22 protein-coding genes are annotated in these 24,503 nt (G+C 43.7%); 8 read left to right on the top strand and 14 right to left on the bottom strand.

All coding sequences use genetic code 11. The features are described 5' to 3' along the window. Nucleotides 1-25 precede the first annotated feature (25 nt). Entirely contained in the window at nt 26-1,195 is a 1,170-nt protein-coding gene (locus VRU48_RS03670) for a FecR family protein (RefSeq protein ID WP_330106568.1), read from the bottom strand. A gap of 225 nt (nt 1,196-1,420) precedes the next feature. Continuing rightward, the gene (locus VRU48_RS03665; RefSeq protein WP_330106567.1) at nt 1,421-1,963 is read right to left on the bottom strand and encodes a dihydrofolate reductase family protein; all 543 of its coding nucleotides are present in this window, start codon (nt 1,961-1,963) and stop codon (nt 1,421-1,423) included. A 130-nt stretch (nt 1,964-2,093) separates the two neighbouring features. On the opposite strand from VRU48_RS03665, the gene VRU48_RS03660 reads away from it, so the two are divergent. Then, on the top strand, nt 2,094-2,459 hold the full coding sequence (locus VRU48_RS03660) for a WG repeat-containing protein (protein ID WP_330106566.1): 366 nt from the start codon (nt 2,094-2,096) through the stop codon (nt 2,457-2,459). A 51-nt stretch (nt 2,460-2,510) separates the two neighbouring features. On the opposite strand, the gene VRU48_RS03655 is transcribed toward VRU48_RS03660, so the two are convergent. From VRU48_RS03655 to VRU48_RS03625, 7 genes are all read right to left on the bottom strand, one after another. Continuing rightward, the gene (locus tag VRU48_RS03655; protein ID WP_330106565.1) at nt 2,511-2,951 is read right to left on the bottom strand and encodes a hypothetical protein; all 441 of its coding nucleotides are present in this window, start codon (nt 2,949-2,951) and stop codon (nt 2,511-2,513) included. Between the two features lie 150 nt (nt 2,952-3,101). Further along, nucleotides 3,102-3,527 (bottom strand): VOC family protein, encoded by a 426-nt coding sequence (locus VRU48_RS03650; protein WP_330106564.1) that lies wholly within the window; start codon nt 3,525-3,527, stop codon nt 3,102-3,104. Nucleotides 3,528-3,604: 77 nt separating this feature from the next. Further along, entirely contained in the window at nt 3,605-4,375 is a 771-nt protein-coding gene (locus tag VRU48_RS03645; RefSeq protein ID WP_330106563.1) for a helix-turn-helix domain-containing protein, read from the bottom strand. Between the two features lie 119 nt (nt 4,376-4,494). Beyond that, nucleotides 4,495-5,436: an NADP-dependent oxidoreductase gene (locus VRU48_RS03640; RefSeq protein ID WP_330106562.1), complete on the bottom strand. Its 942-nt coding sequence runs from the start codon at nt 5,434-5,436 to the stop codon at nt 4,495-4,497. Between the two features lie 129 nt (nt 5,437-5,565). After that, nucleotides 5,566-5,874, bottom strand: coding sequence for a hypothetical protein (locus tag VRU48_RS03635; protein ID WP_330106561.1), 309 nt, complete (start codon nt 5,872-5,874; stop codon nt 5,566-5,568). Between the two features lie 131 nt (nt 5,875-6,005). Beyond that, complete coding sequence (locus VRU48_RS03630) at nt 6,006-6,185, bottom strand: histone H1 (protein WP_330106560.1); 180 nt, start codon at nt 6,183-6,185, stop codon at nt 6,006-6,008. A gap of 180 nt (nt 6,186-6,365) precedes the next feature. Next, on the bottom strand, nt 6,366-6,761 hold the full coding sequence (locus tag VRU48_RS03625) for a cupin domain-containing protein (RefSeq protein WP_330106559.1): 396 nt from the start codon (nt 6,759-6,761) through the stop codon (nt 6,366-6,368). Between the two features lie 108 nt (nt 6,762-6,869). Between VRU48_RS03625 and VRU48_RS03620 the strand changes: the two genes are divergently transcribed. Further along, the gene (locus tag VRU48_RS03620) at nt 6,870-7,640 is read left to right on the top strand and encodes an MBL fold metallo-hydrolase (RefSeq protein WP_330106558.1); all 771 of its coding nucleotides are present in this window, start codon (nt 6,870-6,872) and stop codon (nt 7,638-7,640) included. A gap of 194 nt (nt 7,641-7,834) precedes the next feature. Here the strand turns inward: VRU48_RS03620 and VRU48_RS03615 are convergent, their stop codons facing one another. The 3 genes from VRU48_RS03615 to VRU48_RS03605 form a co-directional block, all read right to left on the bottom strand. Next, the gene (locus VRU48_RS03615; protein ID WP_431311629.1) at nt 7,835-8,680 is read right to left on the bottom strand and encodes a S66 peptidase family protein; all 846 of its coding nucleotides are present in this window, start codon (nt 8,678-8,680) and stop codon (nt 7,835-7,837) included. A gap of 233 nt (nt 8,681-8,913) precedes the next feature. Then, nucleotides 8,914-10,761: a DNA topoisomerase 3 gene (locus VRU48_RS03610; protein ID WP_330106556.1), complete on the bottom strand. Its 1,848-nt coding sequence runs from the start codon at nt 10,759-10,761 to the stop codon at nt 8,914-8,916. Nucleotides 10,762-11,644: 883 nt separating this feature from the next. Then, nucleotides 11,645-13,930 (bottom strand): GH92 family glycosyl hydrolase, encoded by a 2,286-nt coding sequence (locus VRU48_RS03605; protein ID WP_330106555.1) that lies wholly within the window; start codon nt 13,928-13,930, stop codon nt 11,645-11,647. Nucleotides 13,931-14,116: 186 nt separating this feature from the next. Between VRU48_RS03605 and VRU48_RS03600 the strand changes: the two genes are divergently transcribed. The 3 genes from VRU48_RS03600 (at nt 14,117) to VRU48_RS03590 (ending at nt 18,440) form a co-directional block, all read left to right on the top strand. Further along, nucleotides 14,117-15,151, top strand: coding sequence for a LacI family DNA-binding transcriptional regulator (locus tag VRU48_RS03600; RefSeq protein ID WP_330106554.1), 1,035 nt, complete (start codon nt 14,117-14,119; stop codon nt 15,149-15,151). A 76-nt stretch (nt 15,152-15,227) separates the two neighbouring features. Beyond that, a complete protein-coding gene (gene mnmA, locus VRU48_RS03595) occupies nt 15,228-16,319 on the top strand; it encodes a tRNA 2-thiouridine(34) synthase MnmA (protein ID WP_330106553.1) in 1,092 nt (363 codons plus the stop codon). A 96-nt stretch (nt 16,320-16,415) separates the two neighbouring features. Then, nucleotides 16,416-18,440 (top strand): leucine-rich repeat domain-containing protein, encoded by a 2,025-nt coding sequence (locus VRU48_RS03590; protein ID WP_330106552.1) that lies wholly within the window; start codon nt 16,416-16,418, stop codon nt 18,438-18,440. A gap of 40 nt (nt 18,441-18,480) precedes the next feature. Here VRU48_RS03590 and VRU48_RS03585 read toward each other — a convergent pair whose 3' ends face one another. After that, nucleotides 18,481-19,254, bottom strand: a complete 774-nt coding sequence (locus VRU48_RS03585; RefSeq protein ID WP_330106551.1) for a M90 family metallopeptidase — start codon at nt 19,252-19,254, stop codon at nt 18,481-18,483. A 125-nt stretch (nt 19,255-19,379) separates the two neighbouring features. Here VRU48_RS03585 and aqpZ point away from each other — a divergent pair, with 125 nt between their 5' ends. After that, nucleotides 19,380-20,084, top strand: coding sequence for an aquaporin Z (gene aqpZ / locus VRU48_RS03580; RefSeq protein WP_330106550.1), 705 nt, complete (start codon nt 19,380-19,382; stop codon nt 20,082-20,084). Between the two features lie 69 nt (nt 20,085-20,153). Here the strand turns inward: aqpZ and VRU48_RS03575 are convergent, their stop codons facing one another. After that, the gene (locus VRU48_RS03575) at nt 20,154-20,672 is read right to left on the bottom strand and encodes a glutathione peroxidase (protein WP_330106549.1); all 519 of its coding nucleotides are present in this window, start codon (nt 20,670-20,672) and stop codon (nt 20,154-20,156) included. An 811-nt stretch (nt 20,673-21,483) separates the two neighbouring features. Between VRU48_RS03575 and topA the strand changes: the two genes are divergently transcribed. Then, nucleotides 21,484-24,033 carry a type I DNA topoisomerase gene (gene topA, locus VRU48_RS03570; protein ID WP_330106548.1) on the top strand — a complete coding sequence of 850 codons (2,550 nt, stop codon included), beginning with the start codon at nt 21,484-21,486 and terminating at the stop codon, nt 24,031-24,033. A gap of 57 nt (nt 24,034-24,090) precedes the next feature. Continuing rightward, nucleotides 24,091-24,495 carry a hypothetical protein gene (locus tag VRU48_RS03565; protein ID WP_330106547.1) on the top strand — a complete coding sequence of 135 codons (405 nt, stop codon included), beginning with the start codon at nt 24,091-24,093 and terminating at the stop codon, nt 24,493-24,495. Nucleotides 24,496-24,503: the final 8 nt, after the last annotated feature.

The following is a 24,503-nucleotide window of genomic DNA, read 5'->3' as shown; positions in this document are numbered from 1 at the left end:
AGGAAAAATATGTCCTTTTAGCAAGTTAATGGCTTACTTCAATCGTTCTGCCTTTGATTTTAAACTTGACGGGTTTGGCTTTGGCGATAATATCCAGTACTTCGGCTAGGCTTTTTGTTCTCGAAATCTGACCGGTAAATGTTTCTTCCGAAGGCGGATCCACGAAATCTATTTTTACATCGTACCACATGGCCAGTTGGGCCATAATTTGGGCAATCGTTTCGTTGTTAAAGTTGAAATAGCCTTCTTTCCAGGCCACCACATCCTCTATATCTACATGGTATACCTTGAGCTGTTTACCGGTTACGCCGGCCTGTTCGCCTGGTTTAAGTACTCTAGTTAAGCCATTATCGGCCAGTGACACTTTTACTTTTCCTTCTAGCAAAGTAGTCTTCGCCGTTGTTTCGTTCTGGTAGTTTTGGATGTTGAAATGTGTACCCAGCACTTCTACGCTTTGCGAACGGCTGTTGACCACAAAGCTATGTTTTTCATCTTTGGCTACTTCAAAATAGCCCTCTCCGCTAAGCTCTACGCTTCTGTTTCCGTTAAAGACGGCAGGAAACCTGATAGAAGAAGACGCATTGAGCCAAACCTTTGAACCATCGGGCAAAACCAGCTGATAAGTACCTCCCTTAGGCGTGCTCAACGTATATTCTTGCCCCACATCAGCGGAATTGATACCCGAAAGCGATGTTCCGTTACTGTAAGACAGTTTATTGTCTTGCAATTTAATTCCGGATTGGCTTTCGCTTAGCACAATACGTTTGTTATTGGCCAACGTTAGAAATGCCTTGTTGCCACCGGTCTTTATGCCACTACGTGCCACCTGATCGGCCAACGAAAGTTCGGTTTTCTGTTGGTACAAATAAAGGCCAAGCCCCAATACAACCGCTATGGTTGCAGCCACTCCAATCCTTGTCCACAAACGTTTAAGCTTTGGTTGCCTTTGTGGCTCTTGGCTTGTGATAACCGGATTATCAGCCTGAAAAATATGGTTAAGTGCCTGCTCTTGTTGCAGGGCCGTAAGCTCGACAGGTGCTACCTGGTAGAATGCCTCGGAAAGCGAATTCTTGATTTCTGCTTCAAATACCGGATCGTCGACATAGCCCCATAACTCGATCTTGTCTGCTTCGGTAATGCTTTGCTGCAAATAAAGTTCGATCAGTTCCTGAAGCCTCGAATTGGTTCTTTCCATATCTTTTTAGCCTAAAATAGGCCTGTTCTTTTAACAAGGCTTGGCGGGCTAATTTAAAGATGCTACTGGTTGCCAAGCCTTAAAGTAAAAGTAAGATTTTAGAACATTTTTAGCGATAATTTTTTTAACGTTCCAATCAGGTGGCCCAATTGCTTGCTAGCGATTGCCAGATAAAAGCAGTTTAAGCCCCAGTCTATCATAACCACGCTCGCCACTCATTTAAAATTACTTAGATTCGTAAATAAGCTGTACTACGCCAGACCTGAAAACATTGGTTTTGATCAGGTTTAGTTTTACCCTTTCTTTCAGGTTTTCGAACAAAGGCTTACCGGCACCCAAAGCTATTGGATGTACCGAGATCCGGTAAACATCAACCAGCTTCAAATCTATAAATGTTTTGATTAAGCCTGCACCACCGTACAGCCAAATGTCTTTTCCATCCTGTGCTTTAATTTCGGCCACTTTATCAGCAATAGCTGCATGGACAAAGGTGGCTTTTCCATCGTTGAGGTTCTGCTTTGAAAAAACAAACTTCTGCTTTGCGTGTACAGCCTGCCATAGTCTTTGTTCGGCCTCGCTGGCATTGGCTTCCGGACTGAAATTGCCCCAGGCATCGTAGCTTACCCTACCGTAAAAGATGGTGTCTATGCTCGACAGGAAGCTATCAAAATCCATATCATCGTCCATGATGCACCAATCTATCTCTCCGTTCGGGCCTTCGATAAATCCATCTAACGTTACGGCCAAATCTAAAATTACCTTTTTCATTTCATCAATAGTTTAAAACTGTTTTACCAATACCCTTATGTTTAACAAAAATAGCTCATACCAAAGCATTATTTGTTTAATTTTATCAACGTCGACAATGTCGGCACGAGCTACATTTAAATCAAAAAAAATGAAACGTTTCACTCTCCTTTTTTTCTTTTTGCTGATCGGTTCGGTGGCTTTTGCCCAAAACGGCTATCAAAAAAAGTATGCCTACAACCAGTACAACAAGGATTGGGCCTTGGTAAAAACGGTTAGCGGCACTTACGGTTTCATCGACAGAGACGGAAAAGTTGTAGTACCTGCCATCTATGCCAAAATAGAGAAATTCGGAAAATACAACGAAAATCTGGCCATGGTCAAGTCAATCAGCGATACTTATGGCTTTATAGACCGAAACGGCAAAGTGGTTATTCCGGCAACTTACAAGCTGAAAGATATAGAACAGAATTTTCAAGCCATCTATAAAAACCACAGCCAAGCAAATTCAAAATAGCAAACATTGTTTTGCTACTCGCTCGCAATTTTCGGGAAGCACAACGGATGGTTATTTGGTTTTGATTTTAGAAATGGTTTGGCCTGTTGCCTTGCTTGGTTTGTCTTGATGTTTCAAGGCCAAGTCAATAGCAGCCTTAATCAGCTCCTCTACCGGCTTGTTTCGATAATCGTTTTGACTGCTTATCGGAATATGCCTAATCAGGTTGCCTGTGCCCTGCAACAGCGAATGTGGATCGGCAAGCAGCGTACCTTTGTTAAAACCCAAATTTAAATGGTTGGTGTATATCGGAATCATGCAATAGGCATCGCCCAGCTTATCAGAAAGCGAAAATACAGCCGTTAAGGCATGTGTATGGTACAAAAGCTCATTGCCTGCCGGATACAGTTCGAGCATAAACGTTCTTAAATCGCTGAAAAGTTCGATTAGCGCGCGTTCTTTAAAACCTAAATGGTAAAGAAAATTTGGATGTATGGGTTTGCTGGCAGCCATGTCATCATTCGTTATTTGGTATACCGGATCATTACCTTAACTAAGATAGTCGCGAAACGCAACAAAACCAGCATTATTGAAGAAAAAAACTAATGGCTTCTTAGTAAATCCATCAAAAAGCCCGACCTAGTTACGATCGGGCTTAGTTTATTAGGCATTTTGTAAGGCCTCGATATCGAATTTTTTCATTTTCATATAGGCCTGCAATACGTTTTGCGCCTTTGCGGGATCGCTCAGCAATTTAGGCAAAATGGTAGGCACTACTTGCCACGACACGCCAAACTTGTCTTTAAGCCAGCCACATTGGCCCTCGCTTCCGCCATCGGCAGTGAGTTTTTGCCAGTAATAATCAATTTCTTCTTGTGTTTCGCAATCGATAACAAAGGAAACCGCTTCGTTAAATTTAAACTGAGGGCCGCCATTGAGGCCCATAAAGCGCTTGCCGTTCAATTCGAAGGTAACCACCATCTGGTTATCGGCTGTAATTTTCGAATCCTTAAAAATAGCGCAGTAAAATTTGGCAGCTGCCTGGGCCTGACCATCAAACCAGAGGCAAGGGTAAATTTGATTTTTCATTGTTTTAAGTTTTAATTTCTACCACAAAGAAAGGCAGAGCAACTATGCTAAAATAGAACAAACCCGACAATCTTACTTTAATCTTGATTGCCAAAGTTCAGGTATGTTTTTGGTGTAATGCGTGTAAATTCCTTAAAACTCCTGATAAAATGGCTCTGATCGGCATAACCATTATCGAAGGCTACATCGGTTAGTTTATTAAAATTGCGGTTGTTCAGTTGCTGAAAGGCCGCATTGAATTGGCAGATGCGCCTGAAAAGATTAGGCGACAAGCCGATATTGCGTTCGAACAAACGCTGAAAAGTGCGTTCGGTGAGATACAGCTCTTGTTGAACCTTTACCAGTACATCTTTGCTCGAATTGCCGGCAATGGACAAAGTTGCATATTTGATCAGCTCGCAATCGACCTTGGTTTTCATGATGAGGCTGAATACATAATCGTCCAACAAAGCCACCATGATGGCAACAGATGGAGCATTGAGCAAACGTTCCTGAAACTCGTAGGTTTTTGCAGGAGCCAACAGGTTCAGGTCAATCGGATTATCAGTTAGTTCCTGCGCCGAAACTCCAAACAAGGCATACAGGGCAAAAGGCTTGAAAAAATAGGCAATCAGGGTAAAATCGTCTTTAATCAATAGGTCTTCGGGGAAAACAGTTTGCCCAAACAGGGTTAGGTTGTTGCTGCTGTTTTTGATCTGTCCCTTTGCCGTTTGAAACAGCAGGGTTGGCGACCCATTGGCATAAAGCGGCAGCACAAACGGATTGACGACCTGAACATCTTCAATCACCAAAATACGTTCTACATAGTCGGCAATTTTGGGGTTCGGTATGGGCTGACTAATTTTCATGGGCAAGTTTGATAGCCAATACGAATATACGCAATAGCAAGTTAAAGCTTAAAATAGGATGCTAACCATTAAAAACCACCAAACTTTGAGATGGTTAACCGCGAACTGAAAACGGCCTATTATAGCGTAACCATAATCTTTCCGGTAGCTTTTCCTTGTTCCAGTTCGGTATGGGCCGCTCCCATTTGCTCAAAAGGATAAACCGAATTGATGAGCGATTTCATTTTGCCGCTAGCCAATAGTCCGGCCAAGAGCTGCATATCTTTTCCATTGCTTTCTACCAGCATTGCCCTTGCATTGACGCCTTTGGCCTTGGCCTGCGCTTCAATATCGCCAGACATACCCGATGGAATGGAAATAACCCAGCCATGGGGCTTAACGGCATCTAAAGACCTGACAAAGTTTTCGCCACCAACCGTATCGAAAACCAGATCGGCATCTTGAACCAGCTCTTCAAATTTTTGGCTTGTATAGTCGATATGTTCGTCGGCACCCAAATCCATTACAATATCTTTCTTGGCTGCTGACGAGGTACCAATAACATAAGCGCCCAAATGTTTGGCTATTTGTACGCCATAATGGCCAACGCCACCAGCGGCCGCATGGACCAGTACTTTTTGGCCAGCCTGTACATTGCCATAGGTAACCAATACCTGCCAGGCAGTTAAAGCAGCCAAAGTAGCAGCAGCGGCCTCTTCATGGCTAATATTGGCTGGTTTCAGGGCCAGATGATCGGCAGGCGCGGCTACGTATTCGGCGTAAGCCTGGCCGTGGCCGGGAAAATTGACCATCCCGAAAACTTCGTCGCCAGACTTAAATGCTACGACGTCCTCGCCTACGCTTTCTACCACCCCGCTTACATCCCAGCCAATAATCAATGGATTCAGATCTTTTAAACGGCCATAAACTCCAGTTCCCCTGCGTGTTTTCCAATCTACCGGATTAATGCTGATGGCTTTTACTTTAATCAAAACACCATTTCTGGCCACTTTTGGCTTTTCAACTGTAGTTAATTTAAGATTTTCTACGCCACCTGGCTGGGTTAATATAATTGCTTTCATGTTGCTGTCCTTGAATAATGGCTGATACGAAACAAACATAAGGCCTAACGAAGGCCAAATCTGTCATCAGAGCGCCAAAAGATTTGAACGTTCGACATTGATAACCCTTATGTATCAAAATTTGTTTGGCTAAATAAGCCGTAAGGAAGAGCCGATCAGGGTGAGTTGCTTCACTTGCGCCGCGTTATCGAGATTGCTCTCATCGCGTTCTTGCTGAAATTGCAGAAACGAAGGCACATGCAAAATCTGTTGCTGTATTTCCTCGTTTTCGTACATGGAAAGGTGCATAAAGGTAAGGCCATCGTCTTTGAGATACACCTGGTAAAGGAAATTAAGGTGGGTCAATTGCCTGAAATCGGCCAAGAACAAACTAATATTTCTCTTGTTCTGTTCTAAAAACGCTGGTTTTACAGTATAGCTTACTTCTACGGAAATCATGGGTTACCGGATTATGATTTACGTCTAAATTACAAATTTGTTGAAATAAGAAAATCTATTTGTACAAATTTAATTTCATAAAAAAAGACCCTGCCAAAGCAGAGTCTTTTATAAAATTCGAGCACTGAGGCTTATTTTGCACTGTTTTTTTTCTCAGTTACTTCAGTACGGATCTCTTGAGCCAATACTTTTAGGTCTTGCATTGCTTTACGTACACGAGTACCAGCTGCTGCATTACCTGCGTTATAAAATTTTTCTGCGTCTGCTTCGATAGCAGCAATTACTTCTTTAACTTTTGAGAATTTTTCCATTGTAATAATTTTAATTTAGTTTCAAATATATCATTTAAACTAAAGAAACAAGCATGCCTTGCCGTTATAATATAGCGTTTACAAGCCCTGTAGGGCACTTTTCAAAGCAAAACTACTGACTGGCAACCGGTTAGCTGATTATTGGATTTTTAAAAAAAATTAAAAAAAATGCCAAAAAGCCTATTTAATCATGGTTAAGAGGCATATACAGTCGGTTGTGGCCGTTGCTTTAAACGACAATTGCTGATGCAAAGTAAGCAGTTCGCCGGTTTGCAGCTTCACATCGGTACCCATGCTTTCGAAAGCCAGCTGACCATCTATCACCTGCAAACTCATGATGGCTTCTCCCTCCTCGCTTCCCGGCCTGATGGTTTCATCCTGTTGCAGGGCAATCAAGGTAATGGTAACCTGGTCTGATTTGAATACCGTGATGGCATTTTTCCTGTTTTTGGTATAGGCTTCTTCTGTTTTGATGAGGCCAATGTACTTGGGCAGGTTTATGGGGATGATCCCTGCATCGAGGATACGGGCTCCAGCCGGTCGTTGCGACGTAGCGTTGTTGCGTTTCTCTTCCATTTTGAATTCGTTTTAACTAAAACAGTATTAGCCAACAGTTGTTTCAATCTGTTGGAATGTTTATAAAATTGCAAATTTAAACTCGATTTTTCCCGTATTTTTGCAAACATGGCCTTGTTTATTAGTTCATTGAATACCGGAAGCAACGGAAACTGCTTTTATATTGGCAACGACCAGGAAGCTATATTGGTTGATGCCGGTCTGAGCTGCAAGGAAACGGAAAGTCGTATGCAACGCCTTAACCTGAGCATGGAAAAGGTAAAAGCCATCTTTATTTCGCACGAACACAGCGACCATATCCGTGGCCTGCCTGTACTGGCCAAAAAATACAAGCTTCCGGTTTACATCACCCAACGTACACTGATTAGCGGACGGCAACAACTGCCTTCTGAACTGGTTACGTCTTTTGGAACGTATGCACCCATAACATTTGGAAATTTGGCCGTTACGGCCTTCCCCAAAAAGCACGATGCGGCCGAGCCTCATAGTTTTGTGGTGAGTTGCAATGGGGTTACCGTTGGTGTATTTACCGATATTGGCGACCATTGCGAACATGTTATCCATCATTTTAAGCAATGCCATGCCGCGTTTTTAGAAGCGAACTACGACGACGAACTGCTGGATAAGGGAAGATATCCTTATTTTTTGAAAAACCGCATTAGGGGTGGTAACGGGCACTTGTCTAACCAAAAAGCGCTTGACCTGTTCCTCAATCACCGACCGGCCTACATGAGCCATCTTTTTCTTGCGCATTTGAGCAAAGACAACAACTGCCCGCAGTTGGTACAGGAGCTGTTTCAGCAACATGCCAACGGTACTGAGATTGTAGTGGCTTCGAGGTTTCAGGAAACGCCTGTTTATTATATTAAGGCTTGTTAAATAGTAGATTTTTCTATTATTTAACCACCTCAGACACCTTAGATTGAGTTTTTCACCGCCTCAGACACCTTAGGGTATTTTTAAAGATTCCTTAAGCTGGTTTTCACCACCTTAGACACCTTAGGGTATTTTAGAGCTTCATTAAGCTTTTTTTTACCACCTCAGGCGCCTTAGCGATGGAAAGCTTAAGTTGTCTAGATTTCTTCCAACCTTGTTCCGCTGGCTCTGACATCCAGCCAATGCTGTACGCCACATTTTAGTGCAAAATTGGCCCGTTGGTGTCCTACCGGAAAATCAAAACTGATGGGATAATCATATTCTTTTACCTTTTCGAGTACAATATCAGTTAAGGTTTTGCCAAAGGCTTCTCCTTCATCGTCGGGTTTTACTTTAAAGCAACCTACGATAAGACCTCTTAACTTGGCCAGCTTGCCACTACGTTTCAGGTTATAAAACATGCGGTCTATGCTGTACAGGTATTCGCCAGTATCCTCTACAAACAATATTTTTCCGTCGGTTTCGATTTCAGAAATACTTCCTGCCAGGTTTTCGATACAGCGCAGATTGCCTCCAATCAGCTCGCCTTGCGCACTCCCCATCCTATTGTTGTTATTGTAGGGAGCCGTATATTTCATTTTTTCGCCTTTTAGCGCTTTTTCGATCGAATTGATGGTGTCGACCTGTATGGGTTCGGCTTTGGTCCAATCGGTCGGAAAGCTATTGCACATTTTAGAGTGGATGCTGGCTACCCGATAATTGCTGTTGATATGGCAATGCAGCACCGTGATGTCGCTAAAACCGATAAGCCATTTTGGCGATGAGCGATAGGCGCTGAAGTTGAGCTGGTCGACAATGCGCACGGCACCATAGCCACCCCGGGCGCACATGATGGCTTTGATTTGAGGATTATCCAACATTTCCTGCAAATCGGTCAAACGCTCCTGATCGGTACCGCCAAAAGTAAAATCCCTGGCACCTACCGTTTTGCCTACTACGATATTAAAGCCCCAGCTTTTCATTTGGGCAACCGCAGGCTCTATTTCGACCTGGGTAATGTATCCGGCCGGACAGGTAATGCCAATGGTATCGCCCGCAACTAGATACGAGGGAATTTTCAGTTTTTTGGAGGCTGCTGTTTCGGACCGTACCGTTGCACTGCTTTTGAGCGAATGCAAGAGCAAAGTAGCCGGGATAATGGAAGAAAGGAAGTATTTGCGGTTCATTGGAAAGCAAGTTAGCAAACTCCGGCTATTCGCCCAAATGGCTGCCGTAACTAAACCGTTGCTGGTGTTTCGGCCAGTTGTGCCGAAAGGCTTGCCCCTGCTACCAACAGCTCTTGCGTAATGTTTTTGGTGTATTCGGCTATTTCGGCCTTGAATTCGGTTACTGAGGCGCCTGCCCTGATTTCTTCCAAACGTTTTTCCCACTGACCGGTAAGCTCGGCCTGCGCAATCTTCTTGTCTTTAACGATTTCGTAAACCGCCAATCCTTTAAGGGTGGGCACCAAGTTTCGTTTTTCGCGACTGATGTATTCCCTGGTGAGCAGGGTTTCGATAATGGCTGCGCGGGTTGCAGGCGTACCCAATCCACTGTCTTTCATGGCATAGCGCAATTCCTCGTCTTCAATTTCCTTGCCCGAAGTTTCTAGCGCCTTTAGCAAAGAAGCCTCGTTGTATAAAGGTTTGGGCTTGGTTTGTTTCTCCAACAAAGCCTTGTTTACGATGGGCAGCAACTCTCCTTTTTTTACTTTAGGCAAAGCCGGATTGTCTTCGTCCTTTTTATCGTCTTCTACCTCGTTAAACACCGAACGCCAACCGGCAGAACGGATTACCGTGCCATTGGCCTGAAACGTGGTTCCAGATTCGATGGTAATTTTGGTCACTTCTTTTACGCATTCCTGATGGAAGGCTTCCAACATGCGGCCTACTACCAAATCGTAAATGGCCTGATGATCTTTGCTCAGGTGCTGCGGTTGTATACCCGTTGGCAAAATAGCATGGTGATCGGTCACTTTTTTGGCATTCACACTCCGTTTGCTCAAGGTAGCGGTCTGCAAAAACGTTGCGGATCGGCCAAATTCCGGATGCACCACGAGGTTATTGATCAAAGCGGGTACGGTGGCGAAAATATCGTCGCCGATATAACGACTACCCGTACGCGGATAAGAAACCAACTTGCTCTCGTACAGGTTTTGCAACAGATTTAAGGTCTGATCGGCCGTAAATCCATGTTTTTTATTGGCTTCCTGTTGCAAACTGCTCAAATCGTGCAAAAGCGGCGGTGGCTCTTTTCTGGGCTTGGCTTCTACGGCTGTAATGTTTCCGCCCAGTGCAACGCCAGAGGCTACATCTTCCACCTTGTCGAATATGGCCTGTGCTTCTTCCTGGGTTTTGTAGTTGGCAACAGAAATGGCCTTGAACAGTTGCCCGTCTTTATCCAGTTGGATGCCAATTTGAAAATAGGTTTGTGGCACAAAATTCTTGTTCTCCAGATAACGGGCGCAAACCATGGCCAAGGTTGGCGTTTGTACCCTACCTAAAGAAAGTACGCTTTTGTTTCCGGCCGAAATACTCAGGGCCTGGGTTGCATTCATGCCCACCAGCCAATCTGATTCGGAGCGACAATGTGCCGAATTGAACAAGGTATCGTAATCGGTACCTGGCTTTAGGTTTCTGAAACCGTCTTTAATGGCTTCGTCGGTTTGCGACGAAATCCATAACCTTTTGAAAGGCTTTTTGCATTTGAGAAAGTAGTAGATGTAGCGAAAAATCAGTTCTCCTTCGCGCCCCGCATCAGTTGCCACAATAATTTCAGTAGCCTCGTCGAATAGTTTTTTAATGATATCGAGCTGTTTTCTTACGCCCGGATCTTCTACAAAGCCATCTTTGGTTTTGATTTTGCGGATAGCCAGTTTGAACTTGGCCGGCAACATGGGCAAATGCTGCTTGCGCCAGCCGATAAAGCCGTAGTCCTGTGGCGGTGCCAACTGAAGCAAATGCCCAAAAGCCCAGGTAAAAGAATAGCCCTTGCCTTCGATATAACCGTCTTTTCTGGTGGTGGCACCAAACACTTTTGCTAACTCACGACCAACGGAAGGCTTCTCGGCAATTACGATCTTCATCTTTCAAATATTCAGTTTTCGGAGTTTAAATATCTAAAAAATATTAGAACCGACTTAAGAAAAGTTTTCCTCATTTTGGCTTTTAAGACCTATCTGCTTGGCGACAAGGGCTATAAAATAACACATGAACAAGTACGACTGTTGGTGAAGAACACCAACAAGGGGCACCAAGAAAACTTACAACAACCGTAAAGAATATCAAAAGGGCAACTATGAAATGTAGAGAACAACTGCCTTATTATTTTCATCTTCATGACCACCCCGCCTTGCAGGCTTCCCTCCGGTGGAGGGGAATTAATACTTCGCCAAAAAAGCCACTGCGGAACAATTCCAGCAAGTTCGAAAATTCTGACGGTTCCTGCTGGTCGGGAAATGCTTTCCTGACCAAGCGAACTGCGGATTTGTAATCCGTTTTTGACTAGGCAGATTAAAAATCCATTGTTATCAAGGTCGAGATGTGCACATCCCGACCAGCAATAAATTACGGCCGTTGGTGAAGAACACCAACAAGGGGCACCAAGAAACTTACAACAACCGTGAAGAATATCAAAAGGGCAACTATGAAATGTAGAGAACAACGGCCCTATTGTTCTCATCTTCATGACCACCCCGCATTGCAGGCACCCCTCCAGTGGAGGGGAATTAATATTTCACCAAAAAAGCCACTGCGGAACAATTCCAGCAAGTTCGAAAATTCTGACGGTTCCTGCTGGTCGGGAAATGCTTTCCCGAACAAGCGAACTGCGGATTTGTAATCCGTTTTTGACTAGGCAGATTAAAAACCCAATGTTATTACGGTCGAGATGGCACATCCCGACCAACTTTTTCACAAAAAAGCCACTGGATTATGTCCAGTGGCTTTAAAGCTATCATTTGATTGCGATTATGATTTTTTAGGCTTGGCACTCATGTAAAACGTCAGTTTGCCACCATTGGTAATATCGCTATGCTTGATAAAAGGCTTAGCCAGTTCTTTTCCATTCAGCAATACTTTTTGTACATACACATTTTTATCGCTTTGGTTAATGGCTTCTACCGTAAAGGTTTTGCCGTTTTCTAAAGTCAGCGTAGCATTATTTACTGCAGGCGACCCCAGGGTATACTCATCGCCACCCGGTGAAACCGGATAGAAGCCTAACGAAGAAAACATATACCAGGCACTCATCTGACCACAGTCGTCGTTGCCACCCAAACCATCAGGCGTTGGCTTATACTGCATTTTTAGGATGTGGCGTACCTGAGCCTGTGTTTTATAAGGCTGGTCGGCCCAATTGTAAAAATAGGCTACGTGGTGCGCCGGCTCGTTGCCATGTACATAGCCACCGATAATGCCTTCGCGGGTAATATCTTCGGTATCGGCAAAAAACTCGTCGGGCAGGTGCATGGTAAACAAAGTGTCTAACTTGGCTGCGAATTTCTTCTTGCCTCCCATCATTTCTATTAAACCGGCAGGATCTTGAGGCACAAAGAAGCTGTAGTTCCAGCTATTGCCTTCAATAAAGCCCTGACTATGTGTGCTCAGCACATCGAAATCTTTTTTAAAGGTGCCATCGGCCAATTTCGGACGCATAAAGCCGGTAGCTTTGTCAAAATTGTTCTTCCAGTTGGCCGAGCGCTTGATAAATTCATCATAAACATCCATGCGGTTCAGCTTTTTGGCCATTTGGGCAATCGCCCAATCGTCGTAGGCATACTCTAAGGTATTCGAAACCGATACGCCGCTACGTTCGGCCGGAATATAGCCCAAATCCATATAATAGCCAATCCCTTCATAATTGCGGTGCTTTGCCGTAGCCACACAAGCATCTAGTGCTTTGTTGGCATCACCATTAAATACCCCTTTAATAACGGCATCTGCAATAACCGAAACGCTGTGGTAACCACTCATACACCAGTTGTCGTTGGCATAATGCGACCAAATAGGCAACATGTGCAGGCTGCTTTGGTCGTAATGGGCCAGCATCGACTTCACCATGTCGTTATTACGCGTTGGTTGAACGATATTAAAGAAAGGATGCAAGGCTCGATAGGTATCCCAAAGCGAGAATGTAGTGTAATTGGTAAAACCCTTGGCCGTATGCACATCCTGATCCAACCCCTTATATTGTCCGTTTACATCGGTATAGGTAGTTGGATTGATGAAAGCATGGTACATGGCCGTGTAGAAATTGGTTTTGTCATCTTCGGAAGCCGAAATGTTGATCTTGGCCAATTCTTTGTTCCAAGTAGCCTGTGCTTGGGTCTTTACCTTGTCAAAATCCCAGCCTGTAATCTCTGCACGCATATTTTGCAAGGCATTTTCTTGGCTCACCGGCGATAGGGCAAACTTGATTTTGATTTTTTCTCCTTCCTGGGTATCAAAATCGAAGAACATCCTTACTTTTTTGCCCGCTATTTCAGGAAAATTCTTGTTTTGATCGAATTTGCCCCAAAAGCCTCTGTAGGCCTGACGTGCATCATAATTCCTTTGTCCGTAGTTTTTGAACGGTTTAGAAAAGCTCATGGCAAAATAAACCGTACGGGTACGTGCCCAGCCATAGGTTTGGCGGTAACCAGTTACCAAGGTATCGTTTACTACCCTTACATAGGTCCAAATCGTTTTATCGTCATAATTATAAATGCCCGCCATCAAGTCTAAAATGATATGGCTTTGATCCGATTTGGGGAAAGTATACTGGTGCATGCCCACGCGGTTGGTGGTGGTCATCTCGGCCAATATATTGTCATCGTCTAATTTTACTTTGTAATAACCGGCCTCCGCTACTTCGTTGGCATGAGAAAATGCCGAGCGATAGCCTCCTTTCGGATTGCTGGCTGTACCCGGGTTCAACTGCAATTTGCCTTGCGTGGGCATAATCAGAAAATCGCCTAGATCAGAATGCCCCGTGCCACTAAAATGGGTATGGCTAAAGCCCACGATGGTTTTGTCTTCGTACTTGTAACCTGCGCAATACTTGTACACATCGCCATTGTATTTGCCATTCATCTCGTAAGGAATGGTATCTGTTTCGGGACTAAGCTGCACCGCGCCAAAAGGAACGGTGGCACCCGGATAGGTATGTCCCATTTTTTCGGTACCGATAAGCGGCTTTACATATTTAACCAGATTTTGTTGCGCCTGCGCTGCCATGGCAGACAATACAAGACAACAGAGCAGTGTTTTTTTCATTTGTTTAATTCGTGTAGCAATGATTAGAAAGCCTAAGGTATTAATTTTTCACCAACCTCAAAAAACTATCTCTGCTTACAACTAAATGGTTTTAGTAAAAACATAGCGACCAAAATGCCCATTCGCTTTAAAAACGGCAAAATTCTGTATCTTTAGCCCTGAAATCCTCTAAGGAGGCGACTGAAAATGAACAATAATATTACCTTAAGCGATATTGCCAAAGCCTTAAACCTGTCTGTTTCTACCGTTTCGCGGGCGCTGACAGACAGCTACCAGATTGGTGATGAAACCAAGCAGAAGGTTTTGGCCTATGCCAAAGAGCACCATTATGTACCCAACCGGATGGCCCGAAGCCTCAGGGAAGGCAAAAGCCGCTCTATTGGCGTTATTGTATGCTCGATAGACAATAGTTTTATGGCCCAGATGCTGGATGGCATAGACCGTTACTGTTCGGAAAGGGATTACCAGATCATTATCATGCAAAGCAAGGAGCTGTACGAACAGGAAAAAGCCAACGTAAGCCTGCTCTACGCCGGTGGCATCGATGGACTGCTCATCTCCCCTTCTTACCAAACCACCGATTTTAGCCACCTGACCAACCTGCAGCAGGCCGGTTTGCCCGTGGTGCTTTTCGATCGTTTAAGCAACCATATCGAAACCCACAAAGTAGCTGTCGATAATTTTAAAGGAGCCTACGAAGCCACGGTACACCTGATCAATAATGGTTACCGCGCCATAGCCCACCTCAATTGGAATACGCAACTGAGCGTAGCGACGGAAAGGTTTAAAGGCTATCAAAAAGCGCTCGAGGATTTCGGCATTGCCTTTAATCCCGACTGGGTCAAATTTTGCGACACCACCAATGCGGCCACTTTAGACGAGGAACTGGCCACAGCCTTGCAAGAATTGATGGCCTTGAAACAACGGCCTCAGGCTATTTTCACGGCTACCGACCTGCTCAGTACCAAATGCCTGGCCCATTTGCATCAATCAGGACTTCGCATTCCAGACGATATTGCCCTGATTGGTTTCAGCAATACCGATTTGGCCGAAGTGCTTAATCCTTCATTGAGCACTATCCATCAGCCTTCATTTGAAATTGGCCGTTTGGCGGCACAGCAGTTGCTGACATTAATTGCCGACAATAACACCCAGCCTTTCGAAACCATCCTCTTGCCTACCAAACTGCAGGTAAGAGAGTCGAGCCAGGCCAAATTCTAGTCTTTTGACATTGTTAAGACCGCCCATTTCCCATAATTAACTAAAAACCTGTATTTTTGCATCTTTATTTACAGCAATGAGCAAACACGGTAGAATTTTGGTGGCCATGAGTGGCGGGGTCGACAGTTCGGTAGCAGCAGTGATGCTGCACGAGCAGGGTTATGAGGTAATTGGCCTAACCATGAAGACCTGGGATTATGCAACATCGGGCGGTACCAGCAAGGAAACCGGTTGCTGCAGCCTAGACAGCATTAACGACGCCCGTACCCTGGCTGTAAATTATGGCTTTCCGCATTATATTTTGGACATCCGCGACGAGTTTGGCGATTTTGTAATCGACAACTTTGTAGACGAGTATTTGGCTGGCCGTACGCCAAATCCTTGCGTATTGTGCAATACCCACATCAAATGGGAAGCCCTTTTAAAACGTGCCAACAAATTGGACTGCGAGTTTATCGCAACCGGCCACTACGCCAATATCCGCCAGCAAGACAACGGCAGGTATGTAATTTCTAAAGGCAAAGACGAAAACAAAGACCAATCGTATGTGCTTTGGGGCGTTTCGCAAGAAAACCTAGCACGTACCCAATTTCCATTGGGCAGTTTCTCTAAAGCGGAAATCCGCCAGATGGCAATGGATATGGGCCAAGAAGAACTGGCCAAGAAAAGCGAAAGCTACGAAATCTGTTTCGTACCCGATAACGACTATCGTGCCTTCTTGAAACACAAAGTGGAAGACTTGGAAGAACGTGTAGCCGGTGGTAATTTTATCAATAGCCAAGGTATGGTGATTGGTCAGCACAAAGGCTACCCTTTCTATACCATTGGTCAGCGCAAAGGCTTAGGCGTTGCTTTTGGCGAGCCAATGTTCGTTACGCAGATTTTGCCCGAAAGCAATACCGTAGTATTGGGCCGTGCCGAAGAATTGGAACGCAGAGAGGCTTTGGTAAGAAACGTAAACCTGATCAAATACGAAAGCATCCAGGAGCCCTTAGCAAATGTGGTCACCAAAATCCGCTATAAAGATGCGGGCATGCTGAGCACCATTGTTCAGGAAAAAGATAAAATGCGTGTGGTTTTCGACCATTCGGTATCGGCTATTGCTCCTGGCCAGTCGGCTGTTTTTTATGAAGGAAACGATTTATTGGGTGGCGGATTCTTGATCTAAACAACCCATTCGAAATACAAAAAGCCATGGATCGAAAGATTTGTGGCTTTTTTATTTTAACTAATTTCTTAATTTTCCGAATAAAACTAAATTTCAATGCGTAAACGGGTACTTGAGCAGGAAATGCTGGAAAAAGAGCTAGGGATAGGCAGTGATATGTACTGGGCAGATTTGGATAGCAATGGTCATATCATCAACCTCAGCCTATTTGATCCGGAGTATTACGAGGCCATGCCTATAGCAACCGATATCTTTGAAACCATCTGCAAATTTCCATTCCTCCAATCAATAGAGATAGATTTGAATGATATTTCAAAAAGCAGGAATATCAATCAGCTTGCTCAGCTAAAGGACCTTAAACATCTCACCATTGAAGGCTATAACCAAATTGAAGATATCTCCAAGCTGGGTACGTTAACCGATTTGCTTGAGTTGAGGATAACGCATGCTAAAATAAGTGATATCAGCGTGTTAGCTGAATTAACCAATCTGAAAACAATCGAGCTAAGAAGCTCAAAAATCGAGGATATTTCCCCCTTAAAAGGGTTGAAAAGTTTGGAAAGCCTCATTTTAGACAACAATTGTATCAGTGATATTTCTTCGCTTGAGGGTCTTAAGCACTTAAAAGTACTTAGTCTTTCTTATAATCCGATCAGCAATCATGGGGCTTTGGAAAAACTGGAAAATATCAGTTCGCTGTATATAGGCAAAACCAATTTGGATAACCTGGCTTTTCTAAAATACATGCCACAACTAGAAAATCTAGATGTTGGCTTTAATACTATTGAAGATTCTGTGCCACTATCGTATTGTTTAGCGCTCAGTGCACTAAACATCAACAGCAACTTGATCAGCGACTGTAGCTTTTTGGCACATCTACGCAAGCTAAGGAGTGCTAACATCTCAAACAATCCAATCAGCTCTTATCCGGATGTTATTGATCAAGAAAACCTATTCTCCTTTGCGGCCTCCAATATCCCCGCTTTTAAAACAGGCATCTTCAAGAGCCTAAACAAGCTTGCCTATTTGATCCTCGAAAATTGTGGGCTAACCGACATCCATTTTTTGGAAAATGTTCGCGCAGTAAGTACACTAAACTTAGCAAACAATCAAATAGCGGATGTTCTCCCTCTTCAAAGACTGCGTTTTGCAAAACATATAGACCTAAGCAGCAATCTTATTGACAGTGTCATTGCCCTATCTAATTTCTCCGATTTGGAGTATTTGGATTTAAGAGGCAATCCATTTGGAAATCTTTTGCTAACCAAATACAAAAGCAACGACAAAGCGCAACAATCAACATTTGACGACTATAATAATGTGATTGGCGACTATTATTATCAACATGGCCATTTTGATCAGGCTCTTGCAATTTATTATGGCAAAAACAGTTTTTTCGATATCCAGGACACTCATCAAATCCATTTAAAAAACAGATTTTCAATTAATTACCAAAGGTTCATTGCTTGCGACATCGGCGAGGATTATTTTTTAAAGTTTTATTTTGTGATGTGCCTGAATATTGTCAACCAAAACAAGCTTAAATACACGCCTGAACTCATCAGTGATATCGCCCAGCTCTTGAAAAAGATTACCGACTCGCAGATTTATGATAAAGAAGTACTGTATGAGAGTTTGCAGCAAAGAAAACAATATCCTTACAGCGCCATCAGCGAATATGCAAAATACAAGGAAGACAATCCTGATACGCCCATTCACGCAGAGGCGATTTTTATCCACGCCATCAATACCCTCAAAACAAACACGATTGATAAATGCCTTTCTATTTACAAGGAACTGGTGCAACTCGGCAGTCCGTTTAAAGACAATTTGTTCGAAAGGCTTTCCACCGTGTTGGAGTACAGTCCGTTAGAACCGTCCGGAAAAATGTTCCTCAGAAAAATCCTTAACCAGCCGCTCGAAAACCATATCGACTACTATGATTATGTAAAAATGTATCGAAACAGCCATCAATCTGCTGTCAGTCCTGTGGTTTCGGGCAAGGGCTACTCGGCTGCCGTAGACCAAAACAAGGCAATCGCGGTTCTACTGGCCCTGTTTGTCTTCATCGCCCTCATCATTATGCTGGCTTGGTATTTTATTGCCTCCTACCCGGGATAAGGCTTTTGTATTTTTGGGCCATTTGGTAGCTCTCTAGGCCTTAACCAGCGGGATGTTGCGCAAATATCCGGCTTAATTGCTCATACAAACCAGGGTGCTTCTCCTTAAGTATTTCTGGCTGTTCGAAAAAATATTCTGAAGCCACGGCAAAAAACTCGGCCTCGTTGGTCATGGCGTAAGGATCGATATCGGATTGGTCTTTATTGATACGGCTGATTTCCTCGTGCATCATTTTAAGCCAAGGAATGGTGTATTCGTGTGCCATCAAATTTTGCGGAATGCCATCGGTAGCGCCATCAGACTTATCCAACAGGTGCACAAATTCGTGGATGCCGGTATTCGATTTGCCTGCATTGGCCGAAAAGCCGTGTCGCAATGCACTTTTCGATAAAATCATCTGTCCGTTCATATAGCCCGTGCCCACCATGCCCAAGATATTGCGCTTGCCGCCTTCAAAGGCAAAGTCTTCGTTAAAAGTATCGGGGTAAAGTACTACACTGCCCAAATTGCTGTAGGCCCAATTGTCAAAGCCAAAAATCGGGATTACCGCGCTACTGGCTACTAAAAGACGATCTAAAGGCTCCACTTCTACCCCAACACCTTCTATTTTTACGGAGGCCAGGAAATCGGCTATTTTTTGAACAAACCGTTTTTTCTTTTCCTCGTCAAGCGCCTGGTAATAGGCAACGTGTGTGGCCAACAATTGCAGATCGGAAACAGCCAACGGAACCGGTGTTATTTTCTTTCGACGAAAAATAAAATAAAAGGCCAATAACAGCACCAGCGCTATAAAGAATACGGGATATAAATTCATAATCAAAACTAAGGCATTTAAATTAGATTTCTTTTCGATGCAAGTAGTAAATTATTTATATATATTTAATTTAATATTAGTCGTCCCTGTATAATTTTTTCGCGTTTAAATTAAACTACAATTATATGGAAACAAGTAAATTCTCAAAATTTGGCGCCGAATTTATCGGCACCTTGGTTTTAGTGTTAATGGGTTGTGGGAGTGCGGTTATTGCGGGGGCTAATGGAACAACTGGCGTAGGCCTGTTGGGCATTTCCTTTGCCTTTGGCCTTTCGGTGGTGGCTATGGCTTATGCCATTGGACACATTTCGGGCTGCCACATCAATCCGGCTATTTCTATCGGCATGGTGGTAGCAGGCCGCATGAAAGCATCTGAAGCTGTCTATTACATTATTGCCCAGGTGCTTGGTGCAATCGCCGGTGCAAGTATCCTGTTTTTTATCGCCTCGGGCAAAGCAGAGTATTCGCTCACTGCGGGACTTGGCCAAAACGGGTATGCCGAATTCTCTCCACAGCACTACAGCATGGTATCGGGCTTTATTGCCGAAACCGTATTTACCTTCATCTTCCTGTTGGTGATATTCGGTGCTACTTCTACCAAAAACATCAACGGCGGTTTTGCGGGTTTGGCCATCGGGTTGAGCTTGGTGCTCATTCATATTGTGGGCATTCCGGTTACTGGCGTATCGGTAAACCCCGCCCGTAGTATTGGCCCAGGTGTTTTGGTTGGCGGACAAGCCATTAGCCAATTATGGCTGTTTATTGCGGCTCCTATTTTGGGCGCTATTTTGAGTGCGGTTTTTTGGAGATTTATACTCGAGAAAAACTAAAACATAAAAAATGGAAAACGTAAGGTGGAAACAATCCATCTTACCTTTTCCATCTTCTCCTTTACCTGCTTACAGGTTTTTGGTAATTACCGGATCTAAAGGTTTTACGGCCGAACGGTAGCGGTGTACCAATTGGCCTTTTTCGTTGATCAGGAATTTTTCAAAGTTCCATTTGATATCTCCCGTAAAATCTGGGTTTTCCTGTGCGGTGAGGTATTTGAACAACGGCGTAATGTCATCGCCTTTTACGCTGCTCTTTTCGGCCAACAAGAAAGTGGTTTTGTAAGTTCCGGTACAGAATTCTTTAATGGCCACGTTGTTGTCTAATTCCTGTCCGCCAAAATTGCCTGCCGGGAAACCAATCAGCACCACATCTTTGCCATATTCTTTGTGTAGTTTTTCAAGGTCTTCGTACTGTGGCGTATAACCGCATTTAGAAGCCGTATTGACAATTAAGATCTTCTTGCCTTTAAATTTTGAAAGCTTAACGGTTTTGCCATCCAATGTTTTGAAAGAAAAATCGTAGATGGTTTGAGGCGGCTTTGGTGCAACCCACAAACTGATGATGAGTAATAAGGTATTGATCATGGTTTTGTTTTTTGAGTATATACGAAGATAACAACAAATTGGTTGGCTTGAATAATCAAAACGTCAAGAAAAATTTGCCGATTGCTTAAACTAGATAGTCTTTATGGCAAACAACAACATCTTAACATCCCTAATTCCTTCATGGTTCAAAAAACAACCACCTTAGGCGCCTAAGAGAGGCTAAGACGCGTTTAATCGGCTAAAGTTTTGAATAATTCAAGACATCAAAAAGGATTTTCTGCTACTTAAACCCAAACTAACGGCTCGCTGTCTTTATGACAAACAACAACATCTTAACATCCTTAATTCCTTAATGGTTCAAAAAACAACCACCTTAGATGCCTAAGAGAGGCTAAGAATAAATAGATATGATGGTTCTTAGCTGGCAAGATTCTAATTACTCCATATGTAATACGCCAAAAAAAATATTTTTATTAGCGAAATAACCTGTCTAAAACTGCCTATACCTCATCAAAAAGAGATAGTTAGGCTATTGCGTGGCTATGTTAATTAAATTCTTAATTCCTTAATGGTTCAAAAAACAACCACCTTAGACGTCTAAGGGAGGCTAAGAATAAATAGATAAGGAGGTTCTTAACTGGTGAAAGTCTAATTACCCCAAAACGCTTTACGCCATAAAAAAGTAAATAAAATTATTTTTAGTCGCGAAATAACCTGTCTAAAACCGCCCATACCTCATCAAAAAGAGGTAGTTAGGTTATTGCATTACCCTATTAGTTTTAAAATAAATACGGCGCCAATTTTGAATTTAGCTTAATTTATAGTTTTATTTGCAGCAAAAGCGTTCTGAATGGCAAAAAATTTACTGATCGTCGAGTCACCTGCAAAAGCTAAAACCATAGAAGGGTATTTAGGAAAAGATTTTTTAGTGAAATCTAGTTACGGCCATATCCGTGACCTAGTAAAAGGCGATATGGGAATAGACATCAGCAATGATTTTTCTCAAACCTACGAGGTACCTGCCGACAAAAAGCAGGTGGTTACCGAACTCAAAAAACTAGCTAAGGAGGCCGAAATGGTATGGCTCGCATCCGATGAAGACCGCGAAGGAGAAGCCATTTCCTGGCATTTGTTCGAAACCTTGGGCCTGAAGGAAGCCAATACCAAACGCATCGTTTTCCACGAAATCACCAAACCAGCCATTTTAAAGGCTATAGAAACTCCACGAACCATCGATTATAACCTGGTACATGCCCAACAGGCGCGCCGCGTGCTAGATCGTTTGGTAGGTTTTGAGCTTTCGCCAGTATTGTGGAAAAAAGTAAAGCCATCTCTATCCGCCGGCCGTGTACAATCGGTGGCGGTACGCTTAATTGTAGACCGCGAACGCGAGGTTAACCAGTTCAATGCAACGGCAGCTTTTAAAATTACAGCTCAATTTAGCACGGGCAAAGGCCGCGAAATTGTAAAGGCAGAATTGCCACAGCGTTTTGAAAAGGCAGCAGATGCCGAAAAATTCCTACAAGACTGCGTAAATGCCAACTTCTCGGTAAGCAATCTAGAGGTAAGACCTGCCAAGAGAAATCCGGCTGCGCCTTTTACCACTTCTACGCTGCAACAGGAAGCTTCCAGGAAATTGGGCTATTCGGTGGCCAGAACGATGCAAATTGCGCAAAAACTCTACGAAAGTGGTAAAATCACTTATATGCGTACCGATTCGGTGAACCTTTCTGAAACCGCAATCGCTGCCGCTGCGGCCGAGATCAAATCGGCTTATGGTCAGCAATACCACCAGCCAAGGGTCTATAAAACCAAAACCGCTGGTGCCCAAGAAGCGCACGAAGCCATCCGTCCTACTTACTTTAATCAGCATACCGCTGGGAGCGACAATGCCGAAAAACGTTTGTACGAACTGATCTGGAAACGTGCCATCGCCTCGCAGATGAGCGAAGCTATATTCGAAAAAACAACAGCCAACATCCATATCAATACCCGAAAAGAAGAACTGATTGCCGAAGGCGAAGTATTGAAATTTGATGGCTTTTTAAAGGTATACCTCGAATCGACCGACGAAGAGGAAGACGATAACGACGACAACAACTTGTTGCCACCATTGACAAAAGGCCAAACGCTATTACTTAAGGAAATGGCCGCCGTTGAACGTTTCTCAAGACCTCCAGCGAGGTACACAGAGGCCAGTTTGGTTAAAAAACTGGAAGAATTGGGCATCGGCCGACCTTCTACCTATGCTCCAACCATTTCGACCATCCAAAACCGTGGCTATGTGGTAAAAGAAGACCGTGATGGCAAAAAACGCAATTTCGTAAGCATGGTATTGGCCGATGGCAACATCAGCAAGCAAACCAAAACCGAAGTTACCGGAGCCGAAAAGGCCAAGCTCTTCCCTACCGATATCGGCGAAGTAGTAAACGACTTCCTGGTAGAACATTTTAAGGGAATTGTCGATTTTAACTTCACCGCCAAAGTAGAAAAGCAGTTCGACGAGATCGCGCAAGGCCTGCAAGAATGGACCAAAATGCTGCACTCGTTTTATAAGCCTTTCCATACCGAAGTAGAAACCACTTTAGAAACTGCCGACCGTGCCAACGGCGAACGTTTGCTGGGCGTTGATCCAGTTTCGGGCAAAAATGTATATGCCAAAGTTGGCCGTTACGGCCCGCTGGTACAAATTGGCGACTTAACCGACGACGAAAACGACAAGCCACGCTATGCCAGCCTGTTAAAATCGCAGTCGGTAGGAACCGTTACGCTTGAAGAAGCTTTAGACCAGTTTAAACTACCGTTCCAGCTAGACGATTACCAAGACAAGGAAGTTTCGGTGGGTGTAGGCCGTTTTGGTCCTTATGTAAAATGGGGCGATGCCTTTATCTCCATCCCTAAAAACGAAGATCCATTAACGGTTGACATGGACAGGGCCATCGAAATCATCCAAGAAAAGATGAGTGCCGATGCACCGGTTGCCCAATACCAAAATAGGCCGGTAACCAAAGGCACAGGCCGTTTCGGACCATTTATTAAATGGAACGACTTGTTTATCAACGTACCTCGTGCCTATAATTTTGAAAACCTTTCGCAGCGCGACATCGAAGAACTGATTACCAAAAAGATAGAAAAAGAGAACAACCGTTTTATCCAGCAATGGACAGACGAGAAAATAGCCATCGAAAACGGTCGTTGGGGACCATTCATCCGTTTTGGCAAGGAAATGCTGAAACTGGGGAACAATTCGGCCACCAAGCAAAAATACACCGCCGAAGAATTGGCCTCCATCTCTTTAGAAGACGTTAAAAAACTGATTGTTGCCCAAGTGCCTGATGCTTTTGAACCGAAAAAGAAAAAAGCTCCAGCCAAAAAGAAAACGGTAGCGAAGAAGAAATAATCAGTTGACAGTTTCAGGTTGGATAATTTAACATTCCAACTTTTAAACATTACAATTTTGAAAAAGGACCTGCCAGAAAATATTGTAGAAGACGTAGCCATTGCGGTAGTGCTGATGAGCGAAACACCAGAGGTAAAGAACTGGAACGTGTATTTGGTCAATTTCAAAAAAGAGCCCATTACCAACGTCCTCATTACCTCTAAAGGGTATGGCGAGAAAGATGGCAAACAGGTAAAAACATCATTATTAAGGCATTTTGTTGGCGATTTGGCCCCTCAGTCGTACGCCGCGGTTGAAGCCATAGATCCAGCCGTGTTTGGCTTAACCAACGAATACTGGCTCAGCTATTACATCGGAAAAGATATTTTTGATAAAAAGTTCATCTTCCTTCCCGAAAGCATTATCGACAATAACCTCATCCGCATTCCCCTACTCAACAAACCCGGGGTCATGATCAAGTAATTGATGCG

This window comes from Pedobacter albus (assembly GCF_036324255.1).
GTDB lineage: Bacteria > Bacteroidota > Bacteroidia > Sphingobacteriales > Sphingobacteriaceae > Pedobacter > Pedobacter albus.
Note: the sequence above shows the minus strand (reverse complement) of the source record. Positions and strands in the feature narration are given on the sequence as shown.

Coding starts and splice junctions, on each gene's coding strand:
- VRU48_RS03670 (WP_330106568.1), bottom strand. CDS start 1,195: ATGGAAAGAACCAATTCGAGGCTTCAGGAACTGATCGAACTTTATTTG.
- VRU48_RS03665 (WP_330106567.1), bottom strand. CDS start 1,963: ATGAAAAAGGTAATTTTAGATTTGGCCGTAACGTTAGATGGATTTATC.
- VRU48_RS03660 (WP_330106566.1), top strand. CDS start 2,094: ATGAAACGTTTCACTCTCCTTTTTTTCTTTTTGCTGATCGGTTCGGTG.
- VRU48_RS03655 (WP_330106565.1), bottom strand. CDS start 2,951: ATGGCTGCCAGCAAACCCATACATCCAAATTTTCTTTACCATTTAGGT.
- VRU48_RS03650 (WP_330106564.1), bottom strand. CDS start 3,527: ATGAAAAATCAAATTTACCCTTGCCTCTGGTTTGATGGTCAGGCCCAG.
- VRU48_RS03645 (WP_330106563.1), bottom strand. CDS start 4,375: ATGAAAATTAGTCAGCCCATACCGAACCCCAAAATTGCCGACTATGTA.
- VRU48_RS03640 (WP_330106562.1), bottom strand. CDS start 5,436: ATGAAAGCAATTATATTAACCCAGCCAGGTGGCGTAGAAAATCTTAAA.
- VRU48_RS03635 (WP_330106561.1), bottom strand. CDS start 5,874: ATGATTTCCGTAGAAGTAAGCTATACTGTAAAACCAGCGTTTTTAGAA.
- VRU48_RS03630 (WP_330106560.1), bottom strand. CDS start 6,185: ATGGAAAAATTCTCAAAAGTTAAAGAAGTAATTGCTGCTATCGAAGCA.
- VRU48_RS03625 (WP_330106559.1), bottom strand. CDS start 6,761: ATGGAAGAGAAACGCAACAACGCTACGTCGCAACGACCGGCTGGAGCC.
- VRU48_RS03620 (WP_330106558.1), top strand. CDS start 6,870: ATGGCCTTGTTTATTAGTTCATTGAATACCGGAAGCAACGGAAACTGC.
- VRU48_RS03610 (WP_330106556.1), bottom strand. CDS start 10,761: ATGAAGATCGTAATTGCCGAGAAGCCTTCCGTTGGTCGTGAGTTAGCA.
- VRU48_RS03605 (WP_330106555.1), bottom strand. CDS start 13,930: ATGAAAAAAACACTGCTCTGTTGTCTTGTATTGTCTGCCATGGCAGCG.
- VRU48_RS03600 (WP_330106554.1), top strand. CDS start 14,117: ATGAACAATAATATTACCTTAAGCGATATTGCCAAAGCCTTAAACCTG.
- mnmA (WP_330106553.1), top strand. CDS start 15,228: ATGAGCAAACACGGTAGAATTTTGGTGGCCATGAGTGGCGGGGTCGAC.
- VRU48_RS03590 (WP_330106552.1), top strand. CDS start 16,416: ATGCGTAAACGGGTACTTGAGCAGGAAATGCTGGAAAAAGAGCTAGGG.
- VRU48_RS03585 (WP_330106551.1), bottom strand. CDS start 19,254: ATGAATTTATATCCCGTATTCTTTATAGCGCTGGTGCTGTTATTGGCC.
- aqpZ (WP_330106550.1), top strand. CDS start 19,380: ATGGAAACAAGTAAATTCTCAAAATTTGGCGCCGAATTTATCGGCACC.
- VRU48_RS03575 (WP_330106549.1), bottom strand. CDS start 20,672: ATGATCAATACCTTATTACTCATCATCAGTTTGTGGGTTGCACCAAAG.
- topA (WP_330106548.1), top strand. CDS start 21,484: ATGGCAAAAAATTTACTGATCGTCGAGTCACCTGCAAAAGCTAAAACC.